The organism is Sphingobium sp. LMC3-1-1.1 (assembly GCF_040676285.1).
In the GTDB taxonomy this organism is placed as follows: Bacteria; Pseudomonadota; Alphaproteobacteria; order Sphingomonadales; family Sphingomonadaceae; genus Sphingobium.
On the sequence record NZ_JBEGHQ010000023.1, the window covers coordinates 354389 to 380459 of the forward strand.

22 protein-coding genes are annotated in these 26071 nt (G+C 63.2%); 15 read left to right on the forward strand and 7 right to left on the reverse strand.

Going from position 1 to position 26071, the window contains the following annotated elements; translation table 11 throughout:
- Nucleotides 1–11 precede the first annotated feature (11 nt).
- A complete protein-coding gene (locus MRBLMC3_RS15070; RefSeq protein ID WP_363830103.1) occupies nucleotides 12–1337 on the reverse strand; it encodes a lipopolysaccharide biosynthesis protein in 1326 nt (441 codons plus the stop codon).
- A 118-nt stretch (nucleotides 1338–1455) separates the two neighbouring features.
- On the opposite strand from MRBLMC3_RS15070, the gene MRBLMC3_RS15075 reads away from it, so the two are divergent.
- On the forward strand, nucleotides 1456–2223 hold the full coding sequence (locus MRBLMC3_RS15075) for a phosphocholine cytidylyltransferase family protein (RefSeq protein WP_363737199.1): 768 nt from the start codon (nucleotides 1456–1458) through the stop codon (nucleotides 2221–2223).
- Here the strand turns inward: MRBLMC3_RS15075 and MRBLMC3_RS15080 are convergent.
- The 3 genes from MRBLMC3_RS15080 to MRBLMC3_RS15090 are packed head-to-tail and all read right to left on the reverse strand — an operon-like array spanning nucleotide 2211 to nucleotide 4818.
- Entirely contained in the window at nucleotides 2211–2639 is a 429-nt protein-coding gene (locus tag MRBLMC3_RS15080) for an HIT family protein (protein ID WP_363830106.1), read from the reverse strand. The genes MRBLMC3_RS15075 and MRBLMC3_RS15080 overlap by 13 nt on opposite strands.
- The gene (locus tag MRBLMC3_RS15085) at nucleotides 2636–3730 is read right to left on the reverse strand and encodes a CDP-alcohol phosphatidyltransferase family protein (protein ID WP_363830109.1); all 1095 of its coding nucleotides are present in this window, start codon (nucleotides 3728–3730) and stop codon (nucleotides 2636–2638) included. Before MRBLMC3_RS15085 ends, MRBLMC3_RS15080 begins: the two co-directional genes overlap by 4 nt.
- Nucleotides 3727–4818, reverse strand: coding sequence for a glycosyl transferase (locus tag MRBLMC3_RS15090; protein ID WP_363830111.1), 1092 nt, complete (start codon nucleotides 4816–4818; stop codon nucleotides 3727–3729). Before MRBLMC3_RS15090 ends, MRBLMC3_RS15085 begins: the two co-directional genes overlap by 4 nt.
- 153 nt (nucleotides 4819–4971) lie before the next feature.
- On the opposite strand from MRBLMC3_RS15090, the gene MRBLMC3_RS15095 reads away from it, so the two are divergent.
- The 8 genes from MRBLMC3_RS15095 (at nucleotide 4972) to lpdA (ending at nucleotide 15168) form a co-directional block, all read left to right on the forward strand.
- Nucleotides 4972–5760, forward strand: coding sequence for a succinate dehydrogenase iron-sulfur subunit (locus tag MRBLMC3_RS15095; protein ID WP_025547823.1), 789 nt, complete (start codon nucleotides 4972–4974; stop codon nucleotides 5758–5760).
- 34 nt (nucleotides 5761–5794) lie between these two features.
- Entirely contained in the window at nucleotides 5795–6238 is a 444-nt protein-coding gene (locus tag MRBLMC3_RS15100) for a PaaI family thioesterase (protein ID WP_363830451.1), read from the forward strand.
- Entirely contained in the window at nucleotides 6235–7347 is a 1113-nt protein-coding gene (gene zapE / locus MRBLMC3_RS15105; protein ID WP_363830113.1) for a cell division protein ZapE, read from the forward strand. Before MRBLMC3_RS15100 ends, zapE begins: the two co-directional genes overlap by 4 nt.
- A 295-nt stretch (nucleotides 7348–7642) precedes the next feature.
- Entirely contained in the window at nucleotides 7643–8605 is a 963-nt protein-coding gene (gene mdh, locus MRBLMC3_RS15110) for a malate dehydrogenase (protein ID WP_363737195.1), read from the forward strand.
- Nucleotides 8606–8709: 104 nt separating this feature from the next.
- A complete protein-coding gene (gene sucD, locus MRBLMC3_RS15115; protein WP_025547828.1) occupies nucleotides 8710–9594 on the forward strand; it encodes a succinate--CoA ligase subunit alpha in 885 nt (294 codons plus the stop codon).
- 86 nt (nucleotides 9595–9680) lie between these two features.
- On the forward strand, nucleotides 9681–12491 hold the full coding sequence (locus MRBLMC3_RS15120; protein WP_363830116.1) for a 2-oxoglutarate dehydrogenase E1 component: 2811 nt from the start codon (nucleotides 9681–9683) through the stop codon (nucleotides 12489–12491).
- A gap of 8 nt (nucleotides 12492–12499) precedes the next feature.
- Nucleotides 12500–13741: a 2-oxoglutarate dehydrogenase complex dihydrolipoyllysine-residue succinyltransferase gene (gene odhB / locus MRBLMC3_RS15125; RefSeq protein ID WP_363830118.1), complete on the forward strand. Its 1242-nt coding sequence runs from the start codon at nucleotides 12500–12502 to the stop codon at nucleotides 13739–13741.
- Between the two features lie 26 nt (nucleotides 13742–13767).
- Nucleotides 13768–15168: a dihydrolipoyl dehydrogenase gene (gene lpdA / locus MRBLMC3_RS15130; RefSeq protein WP_363830120.1), complete on the forward strand. Its 1401-nt coding sequence runs from the start codon at nucleotides 13768–13770 to the stop codon at nucleotides 15166–15168.
- Between the two features lie 165 nt (nucleotides 15169–15333).
- Here lpdA and MRBLMC3_RS15135 read toward each other — a convergent pair whose 3' ends face one another.
- The 3 genes from MRBLMC3_RS15135 to gph form a co-directional block, all read right to left on the reverse strand.
- Nucleotides 15334–16506, reverse strand: a complete 1173-nt coding sequence (locus MRBLMC3_RS15135) for a GGDEF domain-containing protein (protein ID WP_363830123.1) — start codon at nucleotides 16504–16506, stop codon at nucleotides 15334–15336.
- A gap of 139 nt (nucleotides 16507–16645) precedes the next feature.
- Nucleotides 16646–17407, reverse strand: a complete 762-nt coding sequence (locus MRBLMC3_RS15140) for an enoyl-CoA hydratase/isomerase family protein (RefSeq protein ID WP_363830126.1) — start codon at nucleotides 17405–17407, stop codon at nucleotides 16646–16648.
- Complete coding sequence (gph, locus tag MRBLMC3_RS15145; protein WP_363737190.1) at nucleotides 17404–18072, reverse strand: phosphoglycolate phosphatase; 669 nt, start codon at nucleotides 18070–18072, stop codon at nucleotides 17404–17406. Before gph ends, MRBLMC3_RS15140 begins: the two co-directional genes overlap by 4 nt.
- Nucleotides 18073–18232: 160 nt before the next feature.
- Between gph and glmU the strand changes: the two genes are divergently transcribed.
- The 6 genes from glmU (at nucleotide 18233) to MRBLMC3_RS15175 (ending at nucleotide 26028) form a co-directional block, all read left to right on the forward strand.
- A complete protein-coding gene (gene glmU, locus MRBLMC3_RS15150) occupies nucleotides 18233–19525 on the forward strand; it encodes a bifunctional UDP-N-acetylglucosamine diphosphorylase/glucosamine-1-phosphate N-acetyltransferase GlmU (protein ID WP_363830128.1) in 1293 nt (430 codons plus the stop codon).
- Between the two features lie 26 nt (nucleotides 19526–19551).
- Entirely contained in the window at nucleotides 19552–20379 is an 828-nt protein-coding gene (locus MRBLMC3_RS15155; RefSeq protein WP_363830453.1) for a metallophosphoesterase, read from the forward strand.
- 83 nt (nucleotides 20380–20462) lie between these two features.
- A complete protein-coding gene (gene glmS / locus MRBLMC3_RS15160; RefSeq protein ID WP_363737188.1) occupies nucleotides 20463–22286 on the forward strand; it encodes a glutamine--fructose-6-phosphate transaminase (isomerizing) in 1824 nt (607 codons plus the stop codon).
- 513 nt (nucleotides 22287–22799) lie between these two features.
- Nucleotides 22800–23471 carry a TadE/TadG family type IV pilus assembly protein gene (locus tag MRBLMC3_RS15165; RefSeq protein WP_363737187.1) on the forward strand — a complete coding sequence of 224 codons (672 nt, stop codon included), beginning with the start codon at nucleotides 22800–22802 and terminating at the stop codon, nucleotides 23469–23471.
- Entirely contained in the window at nucleotides 23444–24139 is a 696-nt protein-coding gene (locus tag MRBLMC3_RS15170) for a TadE/TadG family type IV pilus assembly protein (protein WP_363737186.1), read from the forward strand. The genes MRBLMC3_RS15165 and MRBLMC3_RS15170 overlap by 28 nt, the downstream gene beginning before the upstream one ends.
- A gap of 98 nt (nucleotides 24140–24237) precedes the next feature.
- Nucleotides 24238–26028: a pilus assembly protein TadG-related protein gene (locus tag MRBLMC3_RS15175; protein WP_363830129.1), complete on the forward strand. Its 1791-nt coding sequence runs from the start codon at nucleotides 24238–24240 to the stop codon at nucleotides 26026–26028.
- Nucleotides 26029–26071 lie beyond the last annotated feature (43 nt).

Consider the following 26071-nt stretch of genomic DNA (forward strand, 5'->3'; position numbering starts at 1 on the left):
TGAAAATCGCTCTACGGCATCATGCGTGGCTGCTTCAAAACCCGTCGGCTCGCAAGGCCCATCATGGCAAAACCCGCGATCGAGGCGGCGATATTGGCGCCGGCCGCGCCGACGGTCCCATAGATCGGCAACAAGGCCGCCTGCATAGCCAGCAGCAGGCCGGTTGAAACCAGTGTGATGCGGAGCGACAGGCTGGCCCGGTCGGTCGCCATGAGGAGCGGTCGATAGCTCACCCCGACCAGATCGATGCAGGCGGCGATGCCCAGCAGCAGCAGCAGCGGATAGGCCGGCAGGAACGCCTTGCCTGCGATCAGCCCCAGCAATGGATGACCGATCGTCAGGATCAGTGCGATGATCACCGCGCCCGCGACCAATGCCAGTCGGTTGGTCCGCCGGAACAGCGTGCCGAGCGCTTCGTGGCCGTGGCTGGAATGGGTGCGGCTCAGTTCCACGAAAATGCTGCGGGACAGAAGGCTGGAAATCTTGGTCAGCGAGTTGGCGAGTTGATTGGCAAGCCGGTAGAGGCCGGCCCCTGCCGGGCCGACGAAGAGGCCGACTACCAGCACGGCCACCTGCTGGCCCACGGAGGACAGGGTCGTCTGCAAATTTGTAGCGGTGAGAAAGCCAACGATGCCGGGATTTTCCCCGCGCGCGTCCAGCGCCCGGCCCGCGCGCCAGCTTCCCAGCCTTTTACCCCCGACGCGCAGCGCGAGCCACCAATAGCTGATCGCGCAGAGCAGTTCGGCGGCGCCCCAGGCAATCAGGAAGCCAGTGATATCGGGCATCAGCACCCAGGCCAGCCCGGCGCCGATCATGCGTCCGACAGGGATCATGGTTTCGGCGAAGGCGCCGGAATCGAAGCGGTCGAACAGCCGCAGCACGCCGGTCGGGCTGGACCGGATGGTGATCATCATCACCATGCAGAAAATCCAGGTCTGCCATCCCATCCCGGCCGACAATTCCATCAGCGGCCCAAAGGCGAGGATGATGAAGGCGGCGATCAGCCCACCTGCCAAGGCCGACCCAAGATCGATCAGGATGCAGAAGCGCAACACCCGGTTCAGCGCATCGCCTTCGCCCGATGCCAGGTGAGGCTGGCCATAGCGCACCACGATCTGCCAACTGTCGAAGCTCACCAGCGTCTTGATCACGTTGGCGGCGCTCAGCACCAGCGCGAAACGGCCGAAATCAGCGACGCCCAGCGTTCGCGTGACGATGGCGAGATAGGCAAGGCTCAGCACCGCGCCCACGCCCTTGCCGCCAAGCAGCCAGCCCGTATTCGCCAGGATGCGGGCAAAGCCTTCCTGGGGGCCACCCGATCCACGCTTGCTCGTCACTTGGGTTCCGGCCTTTCGTCGCACGCCGACAGACCGGCGCGCGACTATCTATGATCGGCCGGGGAACGATGCAACACACGCTGTTCCTCCCCTTTCATTTGCTCTAAAGGCGCAGCCCATGACTATCGCAAAAGCCATCATCCTTTCCGCCGGTCAGGGGTCGCGCCTTCTGCCGCTGACCCGCGACGTGCCCAAATGCATGATCGACTTCAACGGCCGGACGCTCATCAGTTGGCAGGTTGCGGCGCTGGTGGCCAATGGCGTGACCGACATCGTCGTCGTGACCGGATTCCGCACCGAGCGGGTGGAGGATCACGCGCTCCAGCTCTATCGCGAAACGGGCGCGCGCATCCGCACGGTCTTCAACCCCTTCTTCCAGGTGGCGGACAATCTTGGCACCTGCTGGATCGTGCGGGAGGAAATGGACCGCGACTTCATCATCCTGAACGGCGACACCATCGTTTCGGACGAGATCGTGGGCAGGCTGATCGCCGGAGCGCAGGACGCCATCACCGTCACGGTCGACGTCAAGCCGGGCGACTATGATGATGACGACATGAAGGTGAACCGGGACGAGACGGGACGCCTGCACGCCATCGGCAAGAGGTTGCTGCCGCACGACACCAACGCCGAATCCATCGGCATGCTGGCCTTCCGGGGCGAGGGTCCGGCGATCTTCCGCAACCAGATCGACCAGATGATGCGAACGCCCGAGGGGGTGGAGCGCTGGTATCTGCGCGCCATAGACATCGTCGCCAAGGGCAATCGCGTCGGCACCGTCTCCATCGAGGGGCTGGACTGGCAGGAGGTCGACTTCCCGCAGGATGTCGAGGCGGCGAACACGCTCACCGCTCGCTGGCTGGCAGAGGGCCGCTACGCGAAATAGGGCTTCAGCCAGTCGGTGAGCAGGGCGACCTGCTCGGGCGAGAGCGCAACCGCGCTGCCGAGGTCGGGCTGTCCCGGCCATCCGGCGTCGGCTATCTGAAGGTCCGCATGGCTGCGGCTGCCCTCATGGCGGGGCAGCACATGGAAATGGACATGCGGGTCCACCATCATCAGCATCAGATAATTGATCTTGTCGTAGCCGACCGCCCCGGCCAGCGCGCTTTCGATCGCCCTGGTCACGGCCGCCAGCTCCGCATGGGCCTCCGCCGGAAGGTCGCCAAAGGCCGTGGCGTCGGATTTCGCCGCCAGCACCAGCGATCCCAGCGTCGGCTGGGCAGGACGCAGCAGAACGACCCAGTGCGTGAACTGCGCGACAAGCGTCGCGGGATAGCCGAATTTTTCGATGGTCGCGTTCATGTTCTTGCCTCCATCCAACTGACGATGGGCCGTCCGGAGCGCTTCGCGGCATAGGCCTGCATCAGCCGCACGACGTGGACGATGAGTGAGAGGATGGTCCACCATGCCAGTGCGATCAAGCCGATGTCGGGGCGCCCGGCCAGCAGCGCGAAGAACAGGATCACCATATTCGGGTTGCGCCGCGCGGTGATCAGGCGGAACCAGCTATCGAACCGGCCCCAGACATGGATGTCCATGCCGAAATCCCTGATGAACATCCCCTCGATCAGCCGCTGGAGCACATAGCCCGCGATCACCGCCGCCATCACCAGCGCGAAAGTCTGCGTCGGCAGCGCCAGCCCCCAGGCCGACAGGCCCACGCCCCAGAAATACCACCAGAAGGGCGGGTGGATCAGGTCCACGCCATGGTCCGCCACATTGCCCCATTTGGAGGAGGTGATGGTGCAGCGCGCGAGCTTCCCGTCCACCGTGTCCAGCACCATGAAGACGAAGCCGGCAAGCATACCGGTCCAATAGAGACCCTGGGCGAAGAACCAGGTTGCGAGCACGCAAAGCGTCGCGCCCATGGCTGTCACCATATTGGGTGTCATGCCTATGGAGGCTGCCAGGCGCGTCAGCCACAGCGCCAGTTCGGGCCAGAGATATTTGGTCAGAAGGTCCGTGACGCCCTTATAGGCGCCGAAATAGCTTTTTCGCTCGATCCCTCGCCGGGTGGCGGGGGTCAATTCTCGAACAAAGGGCTGCTCCAGCTTGCGGAGCTGCCGGTTGTAGAGCTTTTGCCCGTCCGACAGATCGACGACATGCGGCGCCGCCAACGGATCGCTGCCTGCCGGCACTTGTCCCACAATCGGGCTGGCATCCCAGACGAACACCGTCCCCGGCTCCTCCAGCACCAGCCGCAGCAGCAGCGGGTCGAAGGCGTAGGCGAGGTTGAACAGCAGTTCGTGGCCATCGGCCAATGCGCTCCCGTTCTTCGCGGAGCTTTCGGCCATGCGGCGGCAGCGCTCTGCATTGGACATGCCCCATATACGGGTGGGGTTGTCGCCCAGCAGCCGTATCGGCCCCAGCGCGGTCATGATCGTCTGCGTCATGCGGCGGCGGTCCCCTGGGATTTCCGGGCGAAATCGAGGATGAGGTCGGCCTGCCGTTCGGAGGCGGGCAGGGGCGAACGGTCGATGGAATCTGACATGGCCGTCTCCTGAGCATCAACGAAGCCGGCTTGCAAGTCCGCCGCGCGATCCAGCGCCTGGCGCAGGTCGCCGATATCCTCGATCACCTGCCCCAAGTGCCAGTGGGCGAAGGCGTCGCTGCCGTGCCAGTCGCGCCGGTCCAGATTGAGGAAGATGCAGGGCCGGGGACGGAGCAGGAATTCGTAGACCTGGCTCGACACATCGCCCAGATAGACGTCCGCGCTCATCGTGTAGCTCATGTCGATGGAATGACGGCTGCCCATGTCGACGCGGATATGCGGCGCCGTCGTGTGGATTGGCGCGGTGCGGCTGGCGAGCTTGCTATGGGGTGCGATGATGACGTTCCACCCCTCCAGCGCCTCCAATGCCGCCATCACCTCCGGCCCGTGACGGAGCCAGGACGATAATTCGCCGTCGAAATGCGGATTATAGAGCAGCACCGGCCGGTCATTGTCGAAAAACCGCCGTGGGGCGGCCTTCAGTTCGAACTTCGCATAGCCGCCGACCGCGCAATCCTGTGCCGCGCACAGACCGCGCTCGATCAGCCGCCGCCGGTCCTTCTCGCCTGCGACCAGGGTCAGGTCGAAGGCCGAATGGCGTGCCTTGTACCCGCCCTCCCGATCGCCCGCGCCATGCTTGATCTGTATCATGCGCGACGAAAAACCGGGCACGCGACGCAGCCAGCCGCTGGAAATCTCCGTCGTTACCAGCACGGGAAAGCGGCGGATGGTCGCATAGTTCAGCATCAGCGTCAGGAAACGCGAAGGCTGGCGGAATAGCGAATCGGGCTGCGAGGGCGGCCTGCGCAGCTGGATGAGGTTCAGCGCGCCTTCCTCATCATAGCCGGCGACCAGATCCAGGATCAGGCGGGAAGGGGAAAGCACGTGCACCTTCACCCCCGCCCGCCGCGACAAGGCAAGCGCCGACGGCAGCCAATGATAGGCCTGATGGGCTTCGGCAATGGCAAGGAAGGCGATGTCGGTCGGCAACGGGCTGGCCTCTTCAGGGTGTGCCGAGCCGTAGCGATCAGGACCGCCACAAATCAAGCAACCCGCTTTTGCAGTGCGTCAGTGCTGGACCTTTGCAGATTTTTTGTTATGCGCAACGCCGACTGAAGGATTATCCGAGAGGCTTGACGAGCAATGGCCGAATTTTCGCTGCCCAAGAACAGCAAGATCAGCGCCAAGGGCGTGACCCACAAGGCGCCCGACGGCGCGACGAACGTCAAGAGCTTCAAGGTCTATCGCTACGATCCCGACTCCGGCCAGAATCCCCGTTACGATACGTTCGAGATCGATCTCGACAATTGCGGGCCGATGGTCCTGGACGCACTGTTGAAGATCAAGAACGAATATGATCCGACGCTGACCTTCCGCCGTTCCTGCCGCGAGGGTATTTGCGGGTCCTGCTCGATGAACATGAACGGCCGCAACGGCCTCGCCTGCACCACCTCCATCGAGGAATGCGCGGGCAAGGAAGTGCGCGTGACGCCGCTGCCGCACATGGACGTGATCAAGGATCTTGTGCCCGACTTCACGCATTTCTACGCGCAGTACAACAGCATCAAGCCCTGGCTGCAAACCGTCAGCCCGGCGCCCAGCGGCAAGGAACGGCTCCAGTCGCCGGCCGATCGCGAGAAGCTGGACGGCCTCTACGAGTGCATCCTGTGCGCCTGCTGCTCGACCAGCTGCCCCAGCTACTGGTGGAACAGCGACAAGTTCCTTGGTCCTGCTATCCTGCTGCAGGCTTATCGCTGGCTGGCCGACAGCCGCGACGAATATACTGGCGAGCGTCTGGACGAGTTGGAGGATCCCTTCCGTCTCTATCGCTGCCACACCATCATGAACTGTGCGAATGTCTGCCCCAAGGGCCTCAGCCCCGCCAAGGCGATCGCGGAAACCAAGAAGATGATGGTCGAACGGCAACTCTGAGGAAGTGAGCGAGGAAGCAGGTCATCTGAGCCTGGTGGCCGACGGACCATGGGCGGGCTGGTCATGCTGGGCCGACATGGTGAAGGGCACCTTCCTCGATTCGGCCGTTGGCATCACATATTTGCGCTGCGATGCCGCGGGCAAAGCGACGGTCATGCTGGAAAGCAGACCATCGCACGCCAACCGGCTGGGCGTGCTGCATGGCGGTCTTCTCGCGGCGTTTGCCGACCATGCCTATTTCGCCGGGCTGGCAGCGATGGGCCGGCCGGAACAGGTGGCGGCGGTGACCGTTGACCTTGCCATGCAATATTGCGGTCCCGGGAAAATCGGTCCCGTCCTGCGCGCGGAGGTCGAATTGCTGCGCGAAACAGGTCGGCTGATGTTCCTGCGCCTGACCATTTCCCAGGATGATGAATTGATCGCGGCATCGACCGCGACCGTGCGCAAGGCGCCCGAAGCCAGGAGGCTTCCAGGATGAGCAGCGTCATCGCTCGCTACGACGCGCTTGTCGCTGCGGGCGAATTGCGCCCCGATTCCGACCAGCGGGCCGCGGCGGAGCGGCTGGAGCGGCTGCAACAGGAACTGGAGGCAACGCCGCCGCGTGGTTCCACATTGTGGCGATTGTTGCGCAAGGCGCCGGAACCGCCGCGCGGCCTTTATATGTGGGGCGGCGTGGGCCGCGGCAAATCGATGCTGATGGACCTGTTCTTCAACACGGTGCAGATCCAGCGCAAGAAGCGCGCGCATTTCCACGAATTCATGCTCGACGTTCACGCCCGGCTGGCCGAGGCGCGCAAATCGGAAACGGGCGATCCGATCCCCCCTGTGGTCGAGTCGCTGGCGGAAGAGGCTCGGCTGCTCTGTTTCGACGAGATGGTGGTCAACAATATGGCCGATGCCGCCATCATGTCCCGGCTCTTCACCGGCTTGCTGGAAAAGCGCGTGACGATCGTCACCACGTCCAACCGCGCGCCGGACGAACTCTACAAGAACGGTCTCAATCGCCAACTTTTCCTGCCGTTCATCGACCTTATCAAGGCGAAGCTGGACGTCATGACCCTGAACGGGCCGACCGATTATCGCCGTGATCGCCTGGGCGATGCCGCCTTGTGGCATTCACCCAATGGCGCGGAAGCGACAAGGGCGCTGTCGGAAGCCTTTTTCCGGCTGACGGACTATCCCGTGGAAGACCGGGCCAAGGTTCCGGCCGAGGATATCCAGGTGCAGGGCGGCCGGACGCTCCATGTGCCCAAGAGCCTGAAGGGCGTGGCGGTCTTTTCCTTCAAGCGCCTCTGCGCCGAGGCCCGCGGCGCCCCCGATTATCTGGCGATCGCCCGCAAATATCATAGTGTCATCATCGTCGGCATTCCGGTGCTGGGGCCGGAGAAGCGCAATGAGGCGGCGCGTTTCGTGACGCTGATCGATGCGCTCTACGAATATAAGGTGAAATTGCTCGCCTCCGCTGACGCGGAGCCGGCACGCCTCTATCCCGAAGGCGACGGGGCGTTCGAGTTCGAGCGCACCGTATCGCGGCTGATGGAAATGCAGTCCGACGACTATCTGGCGCTGGGTCACGGCGAGAAATAGTCTCGGCTGGTCGCTGGCTCGCTTATTCGATCAGAATTCAGGCTTAGGAAAGGGGCCGCGCGCTCCCGTCCAGGGAGGCGCGCAGCAGGTGGCCGCTGTGGGGAAGGGCCGTGCGCCAGGGTGGGAGCGCGTGGGCAACAGAGGCATTGGTTGTTTAATGCAATTGCGAACGAATTGCAAAGATAAATTGGGATAGGCGCTTTTGTGCGGTTGAAACCTAGGTCGTATAGGCCTAAGCGCTCATGCAGTTTCGGTTTCTCGGCAATCCAGTTTACGGCTTGGAGGATGATTGCATATGGCCCGTAATAAGATCGCGCTCATCGGCGCTGGTAATATCGGTGGCACCCTCGCGCATCTCGCGGCTCTCAAGGGTCTGGGCGACATCGTTCTGTTCGACGTGGTTGAGGGCATTCCGCAGGGCAAGGCGCTCGACCTGTCGCAATGCGCTTCGGTCGAGGGCTTCGACGCGAAGATCACCGGCTCCAATGATTATGCCGACATCGCGGGCGCCGACGTCATCATCGTCACCGCGGGCGTCGCTCGCAAGCCGGGCATGAGCCGCGACGATCTGTTGGGCATCAATCTCAAGGTCATGAAGGCCGTGGGCGAGGGCATCAAGGCCAATGCTCCCGACGCTTTCGTCATCTGCATCACCAACCCGCTCGACGCGATGGTGTGGGCGCTGCGCGAATTTTCCGGCCTGCCGCACAACAAGGTGGTGGGCATGGCGGGCGTGCTCGACTCGTCGCGCTTCAATCATTTCCTGGCGGAAGAATTCAACGTGTCGGCCAAGGATGTCACCAGCTTCGTGCTGGGCGGCCACGGCGACACGATGGTCCCGGTGATCGAATATTCGACCGTCGCCGGCATCCCGGTTCCCGATCTCATCAAGCAGGGTCGCTCGACCAAGGAGCGCATCGACGCCATCGTGCAGCGCACCCGTTCGGGCGGCGGCGAGATTGTCGCGCTGCTCAAGACCGGTTCCGCCTTCTATGCGCCGGCGACCAGCGCGATCGCAATGGCGGAGGCCTATCTGGGCGACAAGAAGCGCCTGTTGCCCTGCGCCGCCAATCTGACCGGTCAATATGGCGTCGACAATCTTTATGTCGGCGTGCCCGTGATCATCGGCAAGGATGGCGTCGAGCAGGTTGTCGAGATCGAACTGAACGATGAGGCGAAGGCGAACCTTCAGGTGTCGATCGACGCCGTCAAGGAACTGCTGGAAGCCTGCAAGGGCATTGATCCTTCGCTGGCCTGAGCCCCAAACGAGCTTGCACCGGACCGTCCCAGGTAAGTGCGCAGCCTGGGGCGGTTCGCCTTTAGACCCAAAGTGCCACGTCCACAGAAAATGAAGGGACGCTCATGTCCATTCTGGTGAACAAGAACACCAAGGTCATCACCCAGGGTATGACCGGTGCCACCGGTACCTTCCACACCGAAACCGCCTTGGCCTATGGCACGCAGATGGTCGGCGGCGTGACGCCTGGCAAGGGCGGCACGACCCATATCGGCCTGCCCATGTTCGACACCGTCGCGGAGGCCAAGTCGAAGACCGGCGCCGACGCTTCGGTCATCTATGTCCCGCCGCCGTTCGCGGCCGATTCCATCCTGGAGGCGATCGATGCGGAAATCCCGCTGATCGTCTGCATCACCGAAGGTATTCCGGTGCTGGACATGGTGAAGGTGAAGCGCGCCCTTTCCGGCAGCAAGTCGCGCCTGATCGGCCCGAACTGCCCCGGCCTGCTGACGCCGGGCGAATGCAAGATCGGCATCATGCCGGGCAACATCTTCTCCAAGGGCAGCGTGGGCGTGGTTTCGCGGTCTGGCACGCTGACCTATGAGGCGGTGTTCCAGACCACCAATGCGGGCCTGGGCCAGACCACGGCCGTCGGCATCGGCGGCGATCCGGTGAACGGCACCAACTTCATCGACGTGCTGGAACTCTTCCTGGCCGACGACGCCACCGAATCGATCATCATGATCGGCGAAATCGGCGGCGATGCCGAAGAGCAGGCCGCCCAGTTCCTGATCGACGAGGCGAAGAAGGGCCGCAAGAAGCCGATGGCCGGCTTCATCGCGGGCCGCACGGCGCCTCCGGGCCGCCGCATGGGTCATGCCGGCGCGATCGTGTCGGGCGGCAAGGGCGACGCTGAGAGCAAGATCGCGGCGATGGAAGCGGCCGGCATCAAGGTCGCCGCCAGCCCGTCCGAACTTGGCACGACCCTGCTGGAAGTGCTGAAGGGCTGAACCGGCCGAACGCGATGGCCGGGCTGCACCCCGGCCATCGGTTACCCCGCTCCGCGACTGCACGCGGTTGGCATGGGACAAGAGAAATGGGTTACGAGAACCAGGAAGTTTTTGACGGAGTTGGCGAGGCTGAACGCGGGCCGAGCTGGGCGCGCACCAACTGGCCGCCGATCGACACCGACGACCTGACCGGGGCGCTTGACCCCACGCAGATGCAAGTGGCCGTAAAGGCCGCCGCCAAGACCAATGGCAAGGCGATTTCGGACGCTGATGCCGTAAGCGCGGCTGACGATGCAATACGCGCGCAGATGTTGATCCGTACATATCGCGTACGTGGTCATTTGGCTGCCAATCTAGACCCGCTCGGCTTGACCCAGCGCGACCTGCCGGCTGACCTGACGCCGGAATATCACGGCCTGAACGACCCTGACAAAAAGGTCTATCTGGGCGGTACGCTGGGCCTGCAATATGCCACCGTGCGGGAGATCGTGGCGATCCTGCGCGCCAATTATTGCGGCAATGTCGGCCTTGAATATATGCATATCGCAGACGTGGAGGAACGCCGTTTCCTCCAGGAGCGTCTGGAGGGCAAGGACAAGGAAATCCACTTCACGCCGGAAGGCAAGAAGGCGATCCTGGCCAAGGTGATCCACGCCGAACAATATGAGAAGTTCCTGGGTCGCAAATATGTCGGCACCAAGCGCTTCGGTCTGGACGGCGGCGAATCGATGATCCCGGCGCTGGAAGCCATCATCAAATATGGCGGTGCGCAGGGCGTTCGCGAGATCGTCTACGGCATGGCCCATCGCGGCCGCCTGAATGTGCTGGCCAATGTGATGGCCAAGGGCTTTCGCGTCATCTTTCACGAATTTTCGGGCGGTACGGCCAATCCCGAGGATGTCGGCGGTTCGGGCGACGTCAAATATCACCTTGGCACCTCGACCGATCGCGAGTTCGACGGCGTCAAGGTGCATATGTCGCTGGTCCCCAATCCGTCGCACCTGGAAACCGTCGATCCGGTGGTGCTGGGCAAGGTGCGCGCGCAGCAGACTTTCCGCGACGACCTTGCCAAACATGAACAAGTGCTGCCCGTGCTGATCCACGGCGACGCAGCCTTTGCCGGGCAGGGCATCGTCTGGGAGTGCTTCGGCTTTTCAGGCGTGTCGGGCTATAATACCGGCGGTTGCATCCACTTCATCGTCAACAACCAGATCGGCTTCACCACCAGCCCGCAATTCTCGCGCGGTTCGCCCTATCCCAGCGATGTGGCGAAGGGCGTTCAGGCCCCGATCCTGCACGTCAATGGCGATGATCCGGAGGCGGTGACCTTTGCATGCAAGCTGGCGATGGAATATCGCCAGACCTTCCACCGCGACATCGTGATCGACATGTGGTGTTATCGCCGCTTCGGCCACAATGAAGGCGATGAGCCGTCCTTCACCCAGCCGCAGATGTATGCGAAGATCCGCCAGCATCCCCCCGTCAGCGATGTCTATTCGGCGCGGCTGAAGGCCGAAGGCGTGGTCGATGACGATTTCGTCGCCCAAGCGACCGGCGACTTCGTCAACCATCTGGAGGAAGAGTTCGAGGCCGGGAAGAGCTACAAGCCGAACAAGGCCGACTGGTTCGCCGGTCGTTGGTCCGGCCTGCACAAGCCGGCCGACGCGGAAACGACCCGTCAGAGCGTCGAGTCCGCGATCAGCCAGAAGCTGTTCGACAGTCTTGGCAAGACGCTGACGGCGATTCCGGATGGCCTCAACGTCCACAAGACGCTGAAGCGCGTGATCGACGCCAAGGCGGAGATGTTCAAGTCCGGCGAGAATTTCGACTGGGCGACCGGCGAGGCGCTGGCCTTCGGATCGCTGCTGTCGGAAGGCTATGGCGTCCGCCTGTCGGGCCAGGATTCCGGGCGCGGCACGTTCAGCCAGCGGCATGCGGTCTGGACCGACCAGGATACGGAGAACAAATATATCCCCCTTTCGACCGTGCCGCATGGCCGGTTCGAGGTGCTGGACTCGCCGCTCTCCGAATATGGTGTGCTGGGCTTCGAATATGGCTTCGCGCTGGCCGATCCCAAGAGCCTGGTGTTGTGGGAAGCGCAGTTCGGTGACTTCGCCAATGGCGCGCAGATCATCTTCGACCAGTATATCGCTTCGTCGGAGACCAAGTGGCTGCGTTCCAACGGCCTGGTCTGCCTGCTGCCGCATGGCTATGAAGGGCAGGGTCCGGAACATAGCTCGGCCCGACTGGAACGTTATCTCCAGCTTTGCGCGGAGGGGAATATCCAGGTTGCGAACATCACGACCCCGGCCAATTACTTCCACGTCCTGCGTCGCCAGATGCTGCGGCCGTTCCGCAAGCCGCTGATCATCATGGCGCCCAAGTCGCTGCTGCGTCACAAGCTGGCGGTCAGCAAGGCGGAGGATTTCCTGGGCGAAACGCACTTCAAGCGTATCCTGTCGGACCCCAATGGGTCGGCCGACAAGGACACTCGCCGCCTGGTGCTCTGTTCCGGCAAGGTGTTCTACGATCTGATGGAAGCACGCGATGCCGCCGGCGACACGGATGTGCAGATCGTGCGCATTGAGCAGATCTATCCGTTCGCGACGGAGGCCCTTACCAAGCGCATGGAGCGCATGACGAGCCTGGAAGACGTCGTCTGGTGTCAGGAAGAACCGCGCAACAACGGCGCATGGTTCTTTGTGGAACCCTATATCGAGGAAGCGCTGGCAGCCGCCGGCAAGGCGCCGATGCGCGCCCGCTATGCCGGCCGCAAGGCGTCGGCGTCGCCCGCCACGGGCCTCGCCAAGCGCCATGTCGCCGAACAGGGCGCCCTCGTCGCCGATGCGCTGGGTCACAGCGTCCGTGAAGAAATCCGTCGCCAGAAGAAAGGCTGAACAAGCTCATGGCTACCGAAGTCAAAGTCCCCACCCTGGGCGAATCCGTTACCGAAGCAACCGTCGGCCAGTGGCTCAAGAAGCCCGGCGATGCCGTGAAGGCCGACGAGCCCATCGTCAGCCTTGAAACCGACAAGGTCGCGGTGGACGTGCCCGCGCCGGCCGCCGGCACGCTGGGCGATATCATCGCCAAGGAAGGCGACACGGTCGAGGTCGGCGCGCTGCTGGGCTATGTGAACGAGGGTGCTGCGACTGCCGCTGCGTCCGCCGCTTCTCCGGCTCCCGCTGCCAAGGCGGAAGCCGCCACGCCAGCGCCGGCCGCTTCGGCGCCCGTCGAGGAGGATGAGGGCGGCAACCTGACCCTGTCGCCTGCCGTGCGCCGCCTGGTGCTGGAGCATGGCCTTGATCCGAGCAAGATCAAGGGCACGGGCAAGGATGGCCGCCTGACCAAGGATGATGTGCTGGCCGCTGCCGCTGCCGGTACTGCGCGGGCTGCGGCCGCCAGCCCTGCCGCCGCGCCCGCGGCCGCCGGTCCCGCGACTGGCCCGAGCCGCGCGCAGGAGCGCGTCAAGATGACCAGGCTGCGCCAGACGGTCGCCAAGCGCCTGAAGGAAGCCCAGAATAACGCCGCTTTGCTCACCACCTATAATGACGTCGACATGACCAACGTCATCGAGGCGCGGGCGAAGTACAAGGATCTGTTCGAGAAGAAGCATGGCGTCCGTCTGGGCTTCATGGGTTTTTTCACCAAGGCCGTCTGCATGGCGCTGCGCGACATTCCGGGCGTGAACGCGCAGATCGAGGGCGACGAGATCGTTTATAATGATTTCGCCGACATCTCGGTCGCGGTGTCCGCGCCGAACGGTCTGGTCGTGCCGGTGATCCGCAATGCGGAGTCGCTCAGCGTTGCCGATATCGAAAAGACGATCGGCAATTTCGGCAAGAAGGCGAAGGAAGGCACGCTGACCATGGAGGACATGAAGGGCGGCACCTTCACCATCTCCAATGGCGGGGTCTTCGGCTCGCTGCTCTCCAGCCCGATCATCAACCCGCCGCAGTCGGCGGTGCTGGGCCTGCACCGCATCGAGGACCGTCCCGTGGTCCGCAACGGAGAGATCGTGATCCGCCCGATGATGTATCTCGCGCTCAGCTATGACCATCGCCTGATCGACGGTCGCGAGGCGGTGACGTTCCTCGTCGCGGTGAAGAACGCGATCGAGGATCCGACCCGCCTGCTGATCGACCTGTAAGACATCACGCCAGAGGAAGGTGAACCATGGCAGACTTCGATTATGATGTTCTGGTAATCGGCGCCGGTCCGGGCGGCTATGTCGCGGCGATCCGCGCGGCGCAGCTGGGCCTCAAGACCGCCTGCGCCGAAAGCCGCGAGACGCTGGGGGGCACCTGTCTCAATGTCGGCTGCATTCCGTCCAAGGCGCTGCTGCACGCATCGGAGCTTTACGACGAAGCGGCCAATGGCGCGCTTGCCAAGCTGGGCGTGAAGATCGACAAGATGAGCCTGGACCTCGACACCATGCAGGGCCAGCGCAAGGAAGCGGTGAAGGGCCTGACCGGCGGCATCGAGTTCCTGTTCAAGAAGAACAAGGTCGACTGGCTGAAGGGGCTCGCGAGCTTCACCGGGGCCAATACCGTGGAAGTCGCGGGCAAGAAGGTGACGGCGAAGAATATCGTCATCGCCACCGGCTCGTCGGTCACGCCGCTTCCGGGCGTCGCGGTGGACAATGCGGGCGGCAAGATCGTCGATTCGACCGGCGCGCTGGAACTGGACAAGGTGCCAGGCCATCTGGTCGTCGTCGGCGGCGGCGTCATCGGGCTCGAGCTTGGATCGGTGTGGCGCCGCGTCGGCGCGAAGGTCACTGTGGTCGAATATCTCGACCAGATCCTGCCCGGCATGGATGGAGAAGTCCGCAAGGAGGCGAACAAGATCTTCAAGAAGCAGGGCTTCGAATATAAGCTTGGTACGAAGGTCACGGGCGCGGAAGTCGGCAAGAAGGGCGTGACCCTGACGGTCGAGCCGGCCGCCGGTGGCGCGGCCGAGAAGATCGAGGCCGATGTCGTGCTGGTATCGATCGGCCGTCGCCCCAATACGGAGGGGCTGGGCCTCGAGAAGATCGGCCTGGAACTCAATGCCCGCGGCCAGATCGAGACCGATCATGATTTCGCCACCAAGGTTCCGGGCATATGGGCGATCGGAGACGTGATTCCGGGCCCGATGCTGGCGCACAAGGCCGAGGATGAGGGCATTGCCGTCGCCGAGAATATCGCCGGCCTGACCGGCATCGTGAACCATGACGTGATTCCGTCGGTCGTCTATACCAAGCCGGAAATCGCGGGCGTGGGCCTGACCGAAGAGGCGGCCAAGGAAAAGGGCGCGATCAAGGTCGGCAAATTCCCTATGCTGGCGAACAGCCGTGCCAAGACCAACCATGAGCCCGATGGTTTCGTGAAGATCATTGCCGATGCCGAAACCGACAAGGTGCTGGGCGTCTGGATCATCGCGACGGTTGCCGGCACGATGATCGCGCAGGCGGCCCAGGCGATGGAATTCGGCGCGTCGAGCGAAGACATCGCCTATACCTGCCACGCTCACCCGACCCATAGCGAGGCGATCAAGGAAGCGGCCATGGCCGTCACGGGCAAGCCGATCCATATGTGATCGCGCGCAGCCTTCCGCGAAGATGAAGAGGCCGTCCTTCGGGGCGGCCTTTTTTCGGGGAGAGCGAGCGGTTGCAGCGCCGTCCGGAAGACCGGGGCCGGCTTTCCGCTCACCGGATGCTGCGACGGAGAATTTGGAGGCCCGCGTCGGATTTGAAGCGGCGCTTCAGCCGTTGCTGACCCGCGAGGTTACATCCTGTTCCGTCGTGGCAGGCGTCGAGAGCGCCCGGCGCACGCACACCCTGTTGCGGCCACGGGTCTTGGCTTCGTAGAGCGCCTCGTCCGCCCGCGAAATGGCGTCATGGATGGAAGCGTCGCCCCGCTGCACGGCTGAGAGCCCGAAGCTGGCCGTCATCGGCCGGGACAGGCCAACCTGTCCAGCGACCTCCTGAGCCAGGCTCTCGCGAATGTCATTGGCGATGGCCGCCGCGCGGGCAGCATTGGTATCGGGCAGGAAGAGCACGAACTCCTCCCCGCCGAACCGGGCTGTAACAGCGCCTGCGGGCGCGAACCGCGCCAATGTGCGCGCCAGCGTGACGATCACGCGATCGCCCAGCGCATGGCCATGGGAGTCGTTGATCGCCTTGAAATGATCGATGTCGCAGAGGATCAGGCTGCCCTGTGTCGGCAATTTGCGCGCTCTCTGGCCGACCGCGTCGTCAAAGCCGCGGCGGTTGAGCAGGCCGGAAAGCGGATCATGCAGCGCATCGCGCTGATAGCGGGAGAGCAGGTCGAGCATGTTCGCCGCGAGCGCCGCCAGAGCCAGGAACAGGCCAAAGACGCAGGCCAGCGCCTGCATCAGGAAGGCATAATCGCTGTTCAGGAAATTGCCGCCCGACAATGTGAGCGGCATGGTGCTGCCGCGTATCAGATTGTCCAGCGCGACCAATGTCGCCGCCCCGAACAGCGTGCGGTCCGACCAGTTGTCGAGCCGGCTCCTCCCCGCGATCAGCGGCAGGCCGATCAGCAGGAAACAGCCGAAATCGGACGATGCCAGTTCGAAGGGCAAATGGTCGAACAGGAGGGCGGCGGCGCACAGCAATATGGACAGGGCCCAGATCGCGATCCGCGCCCGCAGCAGCCAGTTCGGCCGCCACCGTTCCAGCAACGCCTGGCTGAACAGCAGGAATCCGCTGGTGAACAGCAGGTCCGCCGCCAGACTCCAGAGAGGTGAGGGCGCAAGGGCAAATCCCGCCGGCATGGCAAAGCCGCCAGCAACGCACAGATAGGCCGCGCTCCAATATCCGGCGGCGCGCACGCGCAGGCTCCAGACGAAGGCGAACACCACGCTGAAACTTGCCATCATGACGGGCAGGAAGAAGGCGAAATTTTCCCCCACGCTGTTGTGCCTGTTCCTCTTGTCGGTCGTCAGCCGGCGCGGCGTCTCTACCGCCAGACGGGTAAAAGCCGATCCTTAACAAATACTTCCAGATCGGACGAGATGTTCATCCGTTATGGATGAACCGTCGACGAGCAGATCAGAAGGAGGGGCGGCGCTTCTCTTTGAAGGCCTGCACGCCTTCATGAAAGTCGGGCTGGGTGAAGGCGTCGCGGAACATGGCGAGCGTTTCGTCATCGTCGTCTGCCTGTCCATCCAGGATGCGGCGGACAATGGTCTTGGACGAACGGATCGAATGCTGGGCGTTGGCGGCCATGCTGTGCGCCAGTGCCATCGCTGCCTCCCGTGGGGCGGGCGCGATCTGGTCGATCAGGCCGATGGCGAGCGCATCACCCGCGTCGAGGAGGGCGGCAGTGAACAGGATGCGCTTGGCCCGCGCAGGCCCGACCAGGTCGACCAGCAGCTTCGTGTCGAACAGCGAATAGACGATGCCGAGCCTGGCGGGGGTGATGCCCAACCGGGCGGCAGGGGAGCAGATCCGCAGGTCGCAGGCTATTGCGAGTCCGCATCCCCCGCCCACGGCATCGCCGTCTATCGCCGCGATCACCGGCTTTTCGGCATGGGCAAGGGCATATTGGCTGGCGCGGATCGCGGCCTGGTTGGCGAAGCGCCAGTCTTCCTCCCCCGAACAGCGCGCGAATTCGTGTATATCCGCTCCTGCGCAGAAGAGGCCTGGCGTCGCCGATGTCAGGATGAGCACGCGGATCGCCTCGTCCGCCATCGCCTCCTGCACCAGTTGGGGAAACTGCTCCCACATCTGCTGGTTCATCGCATTATGTTGGCGTGGCCGGTCGATCAGCAGCGTCGCGACCGGACCGTCGCTTTCCAGATAAAGCGTCATGCTGGCCAGTTTTCCAGCAAGGGCATCAGATCGTCATAATGGTGGATCACGGCGTCGGCCTCCAGCGCCTCCACCGGCCCATCCAGGAAGCCGAAGCTGACAGCGATGCTGGGGATGCCCGCATTGCGCGCGCCGGCAATGTCGTTGATGGTGTCGCCCAGGAAGATCGCCCGCCCGCCCCCTGCGCGTTCGACCATGGCGTGGATCGGCGCGGGGTCCGGTTTGGCGATGCCCACCGTGTCGCCGCCCACGACGCTGGCGAAGCGATCCGACAGGCCGATCTGATGAAGCAGGGGGATGGTGAAGCGTTCCGCCTTGTTGGTGCAGATGGCGAGCTTCACGCCTGCCGCCTGCAAAGCGTCCATCGCAGCCGTCAGGCCGGGATAGGGCAGGGAATGAATCGCCAGATTCTGCTCATAATAGTCGAGCAGGATGGGAAGCATCCTGGCCAGCATCGCCTCGTCATATCCGCCGGAGGCGTCGAGAGCCCGCTGAAGCATCACCTTCGCGCCCTTGCCGACGAAGGGGTGGATCGCTTCCACCGGGAATGGCGGGCGGCCGTCCGTCGCAATGGCGTAGTTGACCGCCGCCGCCAGGTCGCCGCTGGTGTCGAGCAGGGTGCCGTCAAGGTCAAAACCGACAATGTCGAAGGGAATGCTGGCCATGGCCGGCTCATGCCGCCTGCACAGTGGCAAAGGCAAGTCAAACATGGCAGAGAGCGCTCAGATTCTTGGCCCTTTCGTGAAGGATGCCCCTGTGACCTCCAGCCGCTCGCCCGCCCGTCCTCTGGCCGTGATCATCCTTGCCGCCGGGCAAGGGACGCGCATGAAATCAACGAAACACAAGGTGCTGCACCCGATAGCGGGGCGGCCGATGCTGCTCCACCTGCTCGCCAGCGTGGCGGCGTTGCAGCCTGAGCGGCAGGTGGTGGTCGTCGGCGCGGGGCGCGACCAGGTGGAAAAGGCGGTCGAGGGCAGCGGCGCCGTCATCGCAGTGCAGGAACAGCAACTGGGCACCGGCCATGCCGTAGCGCAGGCGCATGATGCGCTGGCCGGCTTCGCAGGCGACATATTGATCCTCTATGGCGACGTGCCGCTGGTGCGCACCGAAACGCTGCGAAGCATGCTGGACCGCCTGAACTGGGGTGACGAGCCGCGCGCCGTTGTGCTGGGTTTCCGGCCTGAGGACGCCGCCGCCTATGGCCGGATCATCGCCCGCGATCAGGGCGTGATCGAAAAGATGGTGGAATATAAAGACGCCAGCGCAGAGGAGCGGGCGGTGACGCTCTGCAATTCGGGACTGATGGCGGTGCGGTCGACCGACCTGTTCGTGCTGCTCGACAAGATCGGCAACGACAATGCGGCGGGGGAATATTATCTGCCCGACATCGTCATGCTGCCGGGCGCCCAGAGCGCGGTGATCGAGGCGGAAGCATGGGAAGTTGCGGGCGTCAACAGCCGCGCCGAACTGGCGGGGGTGGAGGCTGTCTGGCAGGACCGTCGCCGGGCGGAGGCGATGCGGGATGGAGCGACGCTGATCGCGCCGGAAACAGTGTTCTTCGCGCATGACACCCTATTGGGCCGCGACGTGGTGGTTGAACCCCATGTCGTCTTCGGTCCGGGCGTCAGCATTGCGGACGATGCGACGATCCACGCCTTTTCGCATCTGGAGGGCGCCTCTGTCGGCAAGGGCGCGGAAATCGGTCCCTATGCCCGCCTGCGCCCTGGGGCGAAAGTTGGCGGCAAGGCCAAGGTCGGCAATTTCGTCGAGATGAAGAAGGCCGAACTGGGCGAGGGCGCCAAGGTGAACCATCTGTCCTATATCGGTGACGCGAGCGTGGGCGCAGGCGCCAACATCGGCGCGGGCACCATCACCTGCAACTATGACGGCTTCTTCAAATATCGGACGGAGATCGGCGCGGGCGCCTTCATCGGTTCCAACAGCGCGCTGGTCGCGCCCGTGACGATCGGGGATGGCGCGATCGTCGCGGCCGGAAGCGTCGTGACCCAGCCGGTGGAGGCCGATGCGCTTTGTCTCGTCCGGCCGGCGCAGGAGGTGAAACCTGGATGGGCCGCCCGCTTCCGGGCGAAAATGCAGGCGCGCAAAGCCGCCAAGTGAAGGCCCTTTCCCGAACGCGGCGCTGGCTGATCGCGCTGCTGATCCTTTTGCTCCTGTTGACGGGAGCGGTAGTCTGGCTCGTGCTCAATGCGCGGGCCATGCCGGTGGTGCGGCATCTGGACGTCGCCCTTCCCTTCCCGACGGATGCGCCCCGACGGCCGGTCACGGTGGCTCTGCTGACGGACGGCCATTTGTCCGGTCCCGACAACAGTCCAGCCCGGATGGCGCGGATCGTCGCCCTGGTGAATGGCCTGAAACCCGATCTGGTCGTCCTGGGCGGCGACTATATCGGGGATCAAAAGGGTGGCGCGACCTATGGTCCGGAGCAGAGCATCGCGCCCTTTGCCGCTTTGCGCGCGCCGCTGGGCGTGGTCGCTGTGCTGGGCAATCATGACGCCCGAAAACATGCGCGGATCAGCCGCCGGCAATGGGCCGCCCTGTTTGCCCGCATCGGCATTCCTTTGCTGGAGAATCAGGCGGTGCGCCGGGGTCCGCTGGCGATCGGCGGGCTGCGCGACATCTATACCGACCGACCCGACATCCCCGCGACGCTGGATGCGATGCAGGCGTTGGGCGGTGCGCCGCTGATGCTGTCCCATGGGCCGGATGTCTTTCCGCTGCTGCCCGACCGGCCGATGCTGACGCTGGTGGGTCATACCCATTGCGGGCAGGTGGCCTTGCCCTTTGCCGGCATAGTCTATGTGCCTTCACGCTATGGCACCCGCTATGCCTGCGGGGTGTACCGGGAAGGACAGCGGACCATGGTGGTATCGGCCGGGCTTGGCACCAGCGGCCTGCCGATCCGGTTGCTGGCGCCGCCGGATGTCTGGCTGATTACAATTCATCCACGATGATGCGGTACCCCTGTCGCCCGCCGCGCGATCGTGGCATAGGCGGCACAAGCATAGAGTTTTCACGGCTTTGGGACTGAGCATCCATGTGCGGCATCATCGGAATCATCGGCAAGGACGACGTGGCGGAGCGGCTGGTCGAAGGTCTCAGGCGACTTGAATATCGCGGTTATGATAGCGCGGGCGTCGCCACCATCCATGATGGGCAGATCGACCGTCGCCGCGCCGAGGGCAAGCTCGCCAATCTGGTGAAGGAACTGGGCGCCGCGCCCTTGCCGGGTAAGACGGGCATTGCCCATACCCGCTGGGCGACCCATGGCGCACCCACGACCAGCAACGCCCATCCCCACGCCACAAAGGAAGTGGCGCTCGTCCACAACGGCATCATCGAGAATTTCAAGCCGCTGCGCGAGGAGCTGATGGCGCGGGGCCGCACTTTCGACAGCCAGACCGATACGGAAGTCGTCGCCCATCTGGTGAGCGAACTGGTCGAGCAGGGCGCATCCCCGAAGGACGCGGTGGCGCAGGTCCTGCCGCGCCTGCACGGCGCCTTCGCGCTGGCGATCCTGTTCCGCAGCCATCCCGATATGCTGATCGGCGCGCGCCTGGGCTCGCCGTTGGTGGTCGGCTATGGCGAGGGGGAGACCTATCTTGGCTCCGATGCGCTGGCGCTGGCGCCGCTGACCCAGCGCATCGCCTATCTGGAGGAAGGCGACTGGGTCGTCATCACCCGCGACGGCGCGGAGATCTTCGACAAGGACAATGTTCCCGTCGAGCGGCCTGTCACCATTTCCGGCGTCACCGGCGAACTGATCTCCAAGGGAAATCACCGCCACTATATGCTCAAGGAAATCTACGAGCAGCCGGTGGTGGTGGCGCAGACACTGCGTTCCTATCTGCGCCGGATGGATGACCAGGTGTCGCTGCCGATCCCGGATTTCGACCTTGGCAGCATTCGCCGCGTCACCATCGTCGCCTGCGGCACCAGCTACTATGCCGGCATGGTTGCCAAATATTGGTTCGAGCAGTTCGCCCGCGTTCCCGTCGACATCGATGTGGCCAGCGAGTTCCGTTATCGCGCGCCGGTGATGGAAGAGGGCGGGCTGATGATCGTCATCAGCCAGTCGGGCGAAACCGCCGACACCCTGGCCGCGCTGCGCCATGCCCGTGCCGAGGGACAGAAGATCGCCGCCGTCGTCAACGTGCCGACCAGCACCATGGCGCGGGAGGCCGACCTGTTGCTGCCCACCAATGCCGGGCCGGAAATCGGCGTGGCATCGACCAAGGCCTTCACCTGCCAGTTGGCGGTGCTGGCGGCGTTCGCGGCCAATCTGGCGCGGGCGAAGGGACGGCTGGACGCAAAGGCGGAAAAGGAACTGGTCCGTCACCTGTCCGAGGCGCCCGCCGCGCTCAATGCCGCGCTTGCCTATGATGAATCCATCGAGGGGATGGCGCATCTGATCGCGGGCGCGCGCGATGTGCTCTATCTGGGGCGCGGGCCGGACTATCCGCTGGCGCTGGAAGGGGCGCTCAAGCTCAAGGAAATCAGCTATATCCATGCCGAGGGCTATGCCGCTGGCGAGATGAAGCATGGCCCTATCGCCCTGATCGACGACAAGGTGCCGGTGATCGTGCTGGCGCCCAGTGGACCGCTGTTCGAGAAGACCGTCAGCAACATGCAGGAAGTGCAGGCGCGCGGCGGCAAGGTGGTGCTGATCTCCGATTATGACGGGGTGCAGGCCGCGGGCGAGGGTTGCATGGCGACGATCACCATGCCCAAGGTGCATCCGCTGATCGCGCCGATGGTCTATGCCGTTCCGGTGCAGTTGCTGGCCTATCATGTCGCCGTGGCCAAGGGCACGGACGTCGATCAACCAAGAAACCTTGCCAAGTCCGTTACCGTAGAGTGAGCGGCGGCTGCCGTGCGCAAAACCGGTTCCCACTTTTGCGCACGATGCTCCAGCCGGTGTTCAGCCGCCTCATAGTCGACATCCCGGATCGCCTTTGACAGCATGAGACATGGAATGACTGGCGGCCGGGAATGTCATCGCTGATCCGACGCCTTGGGAAACAGCCATTTTCCGCCGAAGTTCACACCATATGCGCGCGCGCACCAGCGCGCGTAGGCGGCTGCGCAATGTGTCGGACGTTTCAAAGAGGGTTCCGGAATGGGCCGTCGGCGCGAAATAGGACAGGCTTAACCGGCAGGGGTTGCGAAAATAGGACGCTTTTCGGCGAGGCTGTGGCCATTGCATCACGCGGGGTCATGAGTCGGTGTTAGAAGCGAAGATGTTGCGGGAAACCTCGTCGAGGCGGGACTCAGCCGGTGCTGGCGCACCCCCTTAACCCTGTCCATCCTGTGCGACGGGCCGTTTACCAAATTTGAACGCTGATCGTTGATACAGCCTCCGGGAGGCTCCGTAATGGCGGTTTTACGCAATATATTTTGCGCAGGGAAGGCGGTGCGCCGTTTCGGCAAGAACCTGTCGCAGGACAGGCAGGGTATGGCCATGGTGGAATTCGCCGTCATCGCCCCGGCCTTGCTCGCGCTGTTGCTCGCGATCCTTTACTCGATGCTGATATATCTGGCGCAGCAGATGCTGGAAACCGCGGCGCAGAGCGCAGGGCGCCTGATGCTGACGGGGACCGTCCAGACCGTGCAACTGGCCAATGGCCATGTCGGCATGACCGCCAGCGATTTCAAGAACGCCATCTGCAACGGTTTCTCCGGAACCGATGCCAATGGTCAGGCAATCACTGTCCCATCGCTGTTGCCCGCACTGCTCACCTGTTCCCGGCTGACGGTCAATGTCGCCACCGCGAGCACCTATAATGCCGGCAGCACCGCCAAGCCGACCTTCACTTATGACAGCAATGGCGTGCTGACCTCGACAGGCACGGGCTATAGTTACCAGTCGGGCGGCAGCGGCAAATCCCGCATCGTCGTTCTTCAACTGGTCTATCTCTGGCCGACAGGAAAAGGGCCGCTCGGCCTGAACCTGGTGAACCAACCCAACAGCAACCGCCAGCTTGTCGCGACATCGGTATTCACGACGGAAGATTATTCATGCAGCGCATCGCAAAGCTCATGTTGAGGCGCTTTGCACAGGACGCAAGTGGAGCGGTTCTCATCGAATTCGCGATTTGCCTGCCGGTGCTCGTGCTCCTGTACACCGGCGGATGCTCCCTGTCGGACATGATCGCCTGCAACCGCAAGGTCACGATCGCGACGCGCTCCCTTGTCGACCTTACCAGCCGAACGATGTCACCCACCATCGTCTACACGGACCCGACGAGCGCCGACGCGAAATCCTATCTCAGCGCCAGCGCAGTCGTCCTGTCGCCCTACAAGCTCGACAAGGCGACCGAGCAGATATCGCTGCTCAGGGTCTGCGATGCCACCCATGCCTATGTCGTGTGGACCCAGGCCCAGACGCAAAGCGCCGACGGTAGCACCGTCACCGCCGCGACTTCGGAACAGACGGCCGGGACGCTCCCCACGGCCGGGACGCAGTCAGCCAATACCGTTGTTTCCATCCCCGCCAACATGATCAGTTCCACGATGGTCCCGACCTCTCCGGACGGTTCGAATGTGTGCGGAAACCTTGGCCCCGGTACCGGCACCAAGACCCAGGTCGGTACGGCCGGTGGCTGGCTGTTCATGGGCAAGGTCAAATATAATTTCACGCCGTCGATCAGCTTTATCCCCATCCAGACGACTACGCTGACTCACACCCTCTACATGACCCCTCGTCTTTTCTAGGTGCTTGAATGATGACAGGATCCTCTTGCCCCAACTCTGCGCGTGTCCTGGCCAGGCTGGCTGCCCGGCTGAAGGGCGACCAGCGAGGCGGCGCCCTGATGATCACGGCATTTTCCCTCATCCCGCTGACCTTCGTCGTCGGGTTCGGGGTCGATTATTCCCGCGCCATGGCCCTTCAGACGCACTTGAACGCGGCGGCCGACGCGGCTGCGCTGGCGGCTGTCGGCCCTTCGCTTATCCTGCAATCGAACAGTGAAGCGACTACCGCCGCAAGAGCCATGTTCACGGCGCAGGCCAGCCTTCTGAACGGCTATCAGGACCTGCAGGTGACGCCCACCATCACCGACGGCACCTCAGGCAGCGGCGGCGCGCTGGGCTATCTTCGCAAGGCGACCGTCAGCTATACGGTCAAGTCGGTCAATATGTTCGGCAACATATTGGGGGTCGGTACATTAACAGTCAGCGGTACGTCCTCGGCCAGCGCCGCGCAGCCGCCCAATGTCGATTTCTACCTGGCGATGGACAATTCGCCTTCGATGCTGCTTCCCGCGACGTCGGACGGCGTCAGCAAGATCATCGCGGCCACCAAGACTTCCGAAAACGCGAACGGCTGCGCCTTTGCGTGCCACGCGATGCTTCCGACAAGCGACAATATCTATGTCAAGGATCAGAAAACACGCCATATATTGCTGTCAACGGGCTATTATACGTCGGGATCGGCGACCCGGAACGTCTTCTATAGATGGGATTATACTACGAACCTCATCTATGACAGCGCAGGCAATCTCATGACCTCGACTTCGACGCCGACGGTCGTGGGCCCCGTGCGGACAACATCTGGAAACGGAAATAACAAGAAGAACATCGATACCACCACCAGTACCTACGACGTCACCACTTATATTGTTTTGCCGGTGAACAAGAATCCAGGCGGCGTAACCAACATATACAAGAGAGTGACGCCGACCAAGAAGATTGTCGAGGATTCCACGCCGGCAAGCGGTGGAACCACGACGACCACGACGACCACGACGACGGGCACCCCAATCGACACATTGTATGATACCAGCTATTTTGCCGATGGTTATTGGCTCACCCATAATTATGGGCAGATCTACGGCAGTCCCGCCAGCATCACCCTGCGCAAGGACGATGTGGTTTCGGCCGCGACGCAGTTGATCCCCTTCGCGGCTAACCAGGCGTCCCAATATCAGGTCACCTATCGCGCGCAGATGTTTTCGTTCGACTGGACGCGATCGGGCAATTCTTCGCCGGTCAGGACGCTCAACAGCCTGACCAGCGTCGCTTCCTATGGCAGTGGCTTTTCCGCGGCATCGCTGTTCCCGGCTGACGATTATTGGTGGAAAAACTCCATGCCGACCAGCGGCAGCAACATCGACGATAAAGCCACCGAAGTGACGAACATGCTCACCGCCATGAACAACGTCATCCCCACGGCGGGAACCGGCGCGCCTGGAGCGACGCCGCAGAAGATATTGTTCATCATCACGGACGGCATGCTGGACCAGCCAAATGGCGGCGGCCGTTATTTCGGCCCGATGCGGAGCAGCGATCTGACACAATGCACAGCGATCAAGACCAAGGGTATCAAGATTGCCATTCTCTATACCCAATATCTGCCGGAGTCGCTTGCCGGCGATTCCTGGTCGCAGACGAATATTGCTCCGTTCCTGCCGCGTCCGCCTTCGCCCTATCCGGCCGGCAATGCGGGAAGTTCCGACCAGGTTCTCACCGCGCTGCAAAGTTGTGCGTCATCGGGCATCAATGGATCGCCACTGGTGCAGACCGTGACGGCCGATGACAATATCACCACGGCTCTCCAGCAACTATTCTCAACTGCCCTCCAGACAGCTCGACTGGTTCAGTGACGGGGCGCGGACATAGGGAGAGACCGTCATGATGCCTGAAATG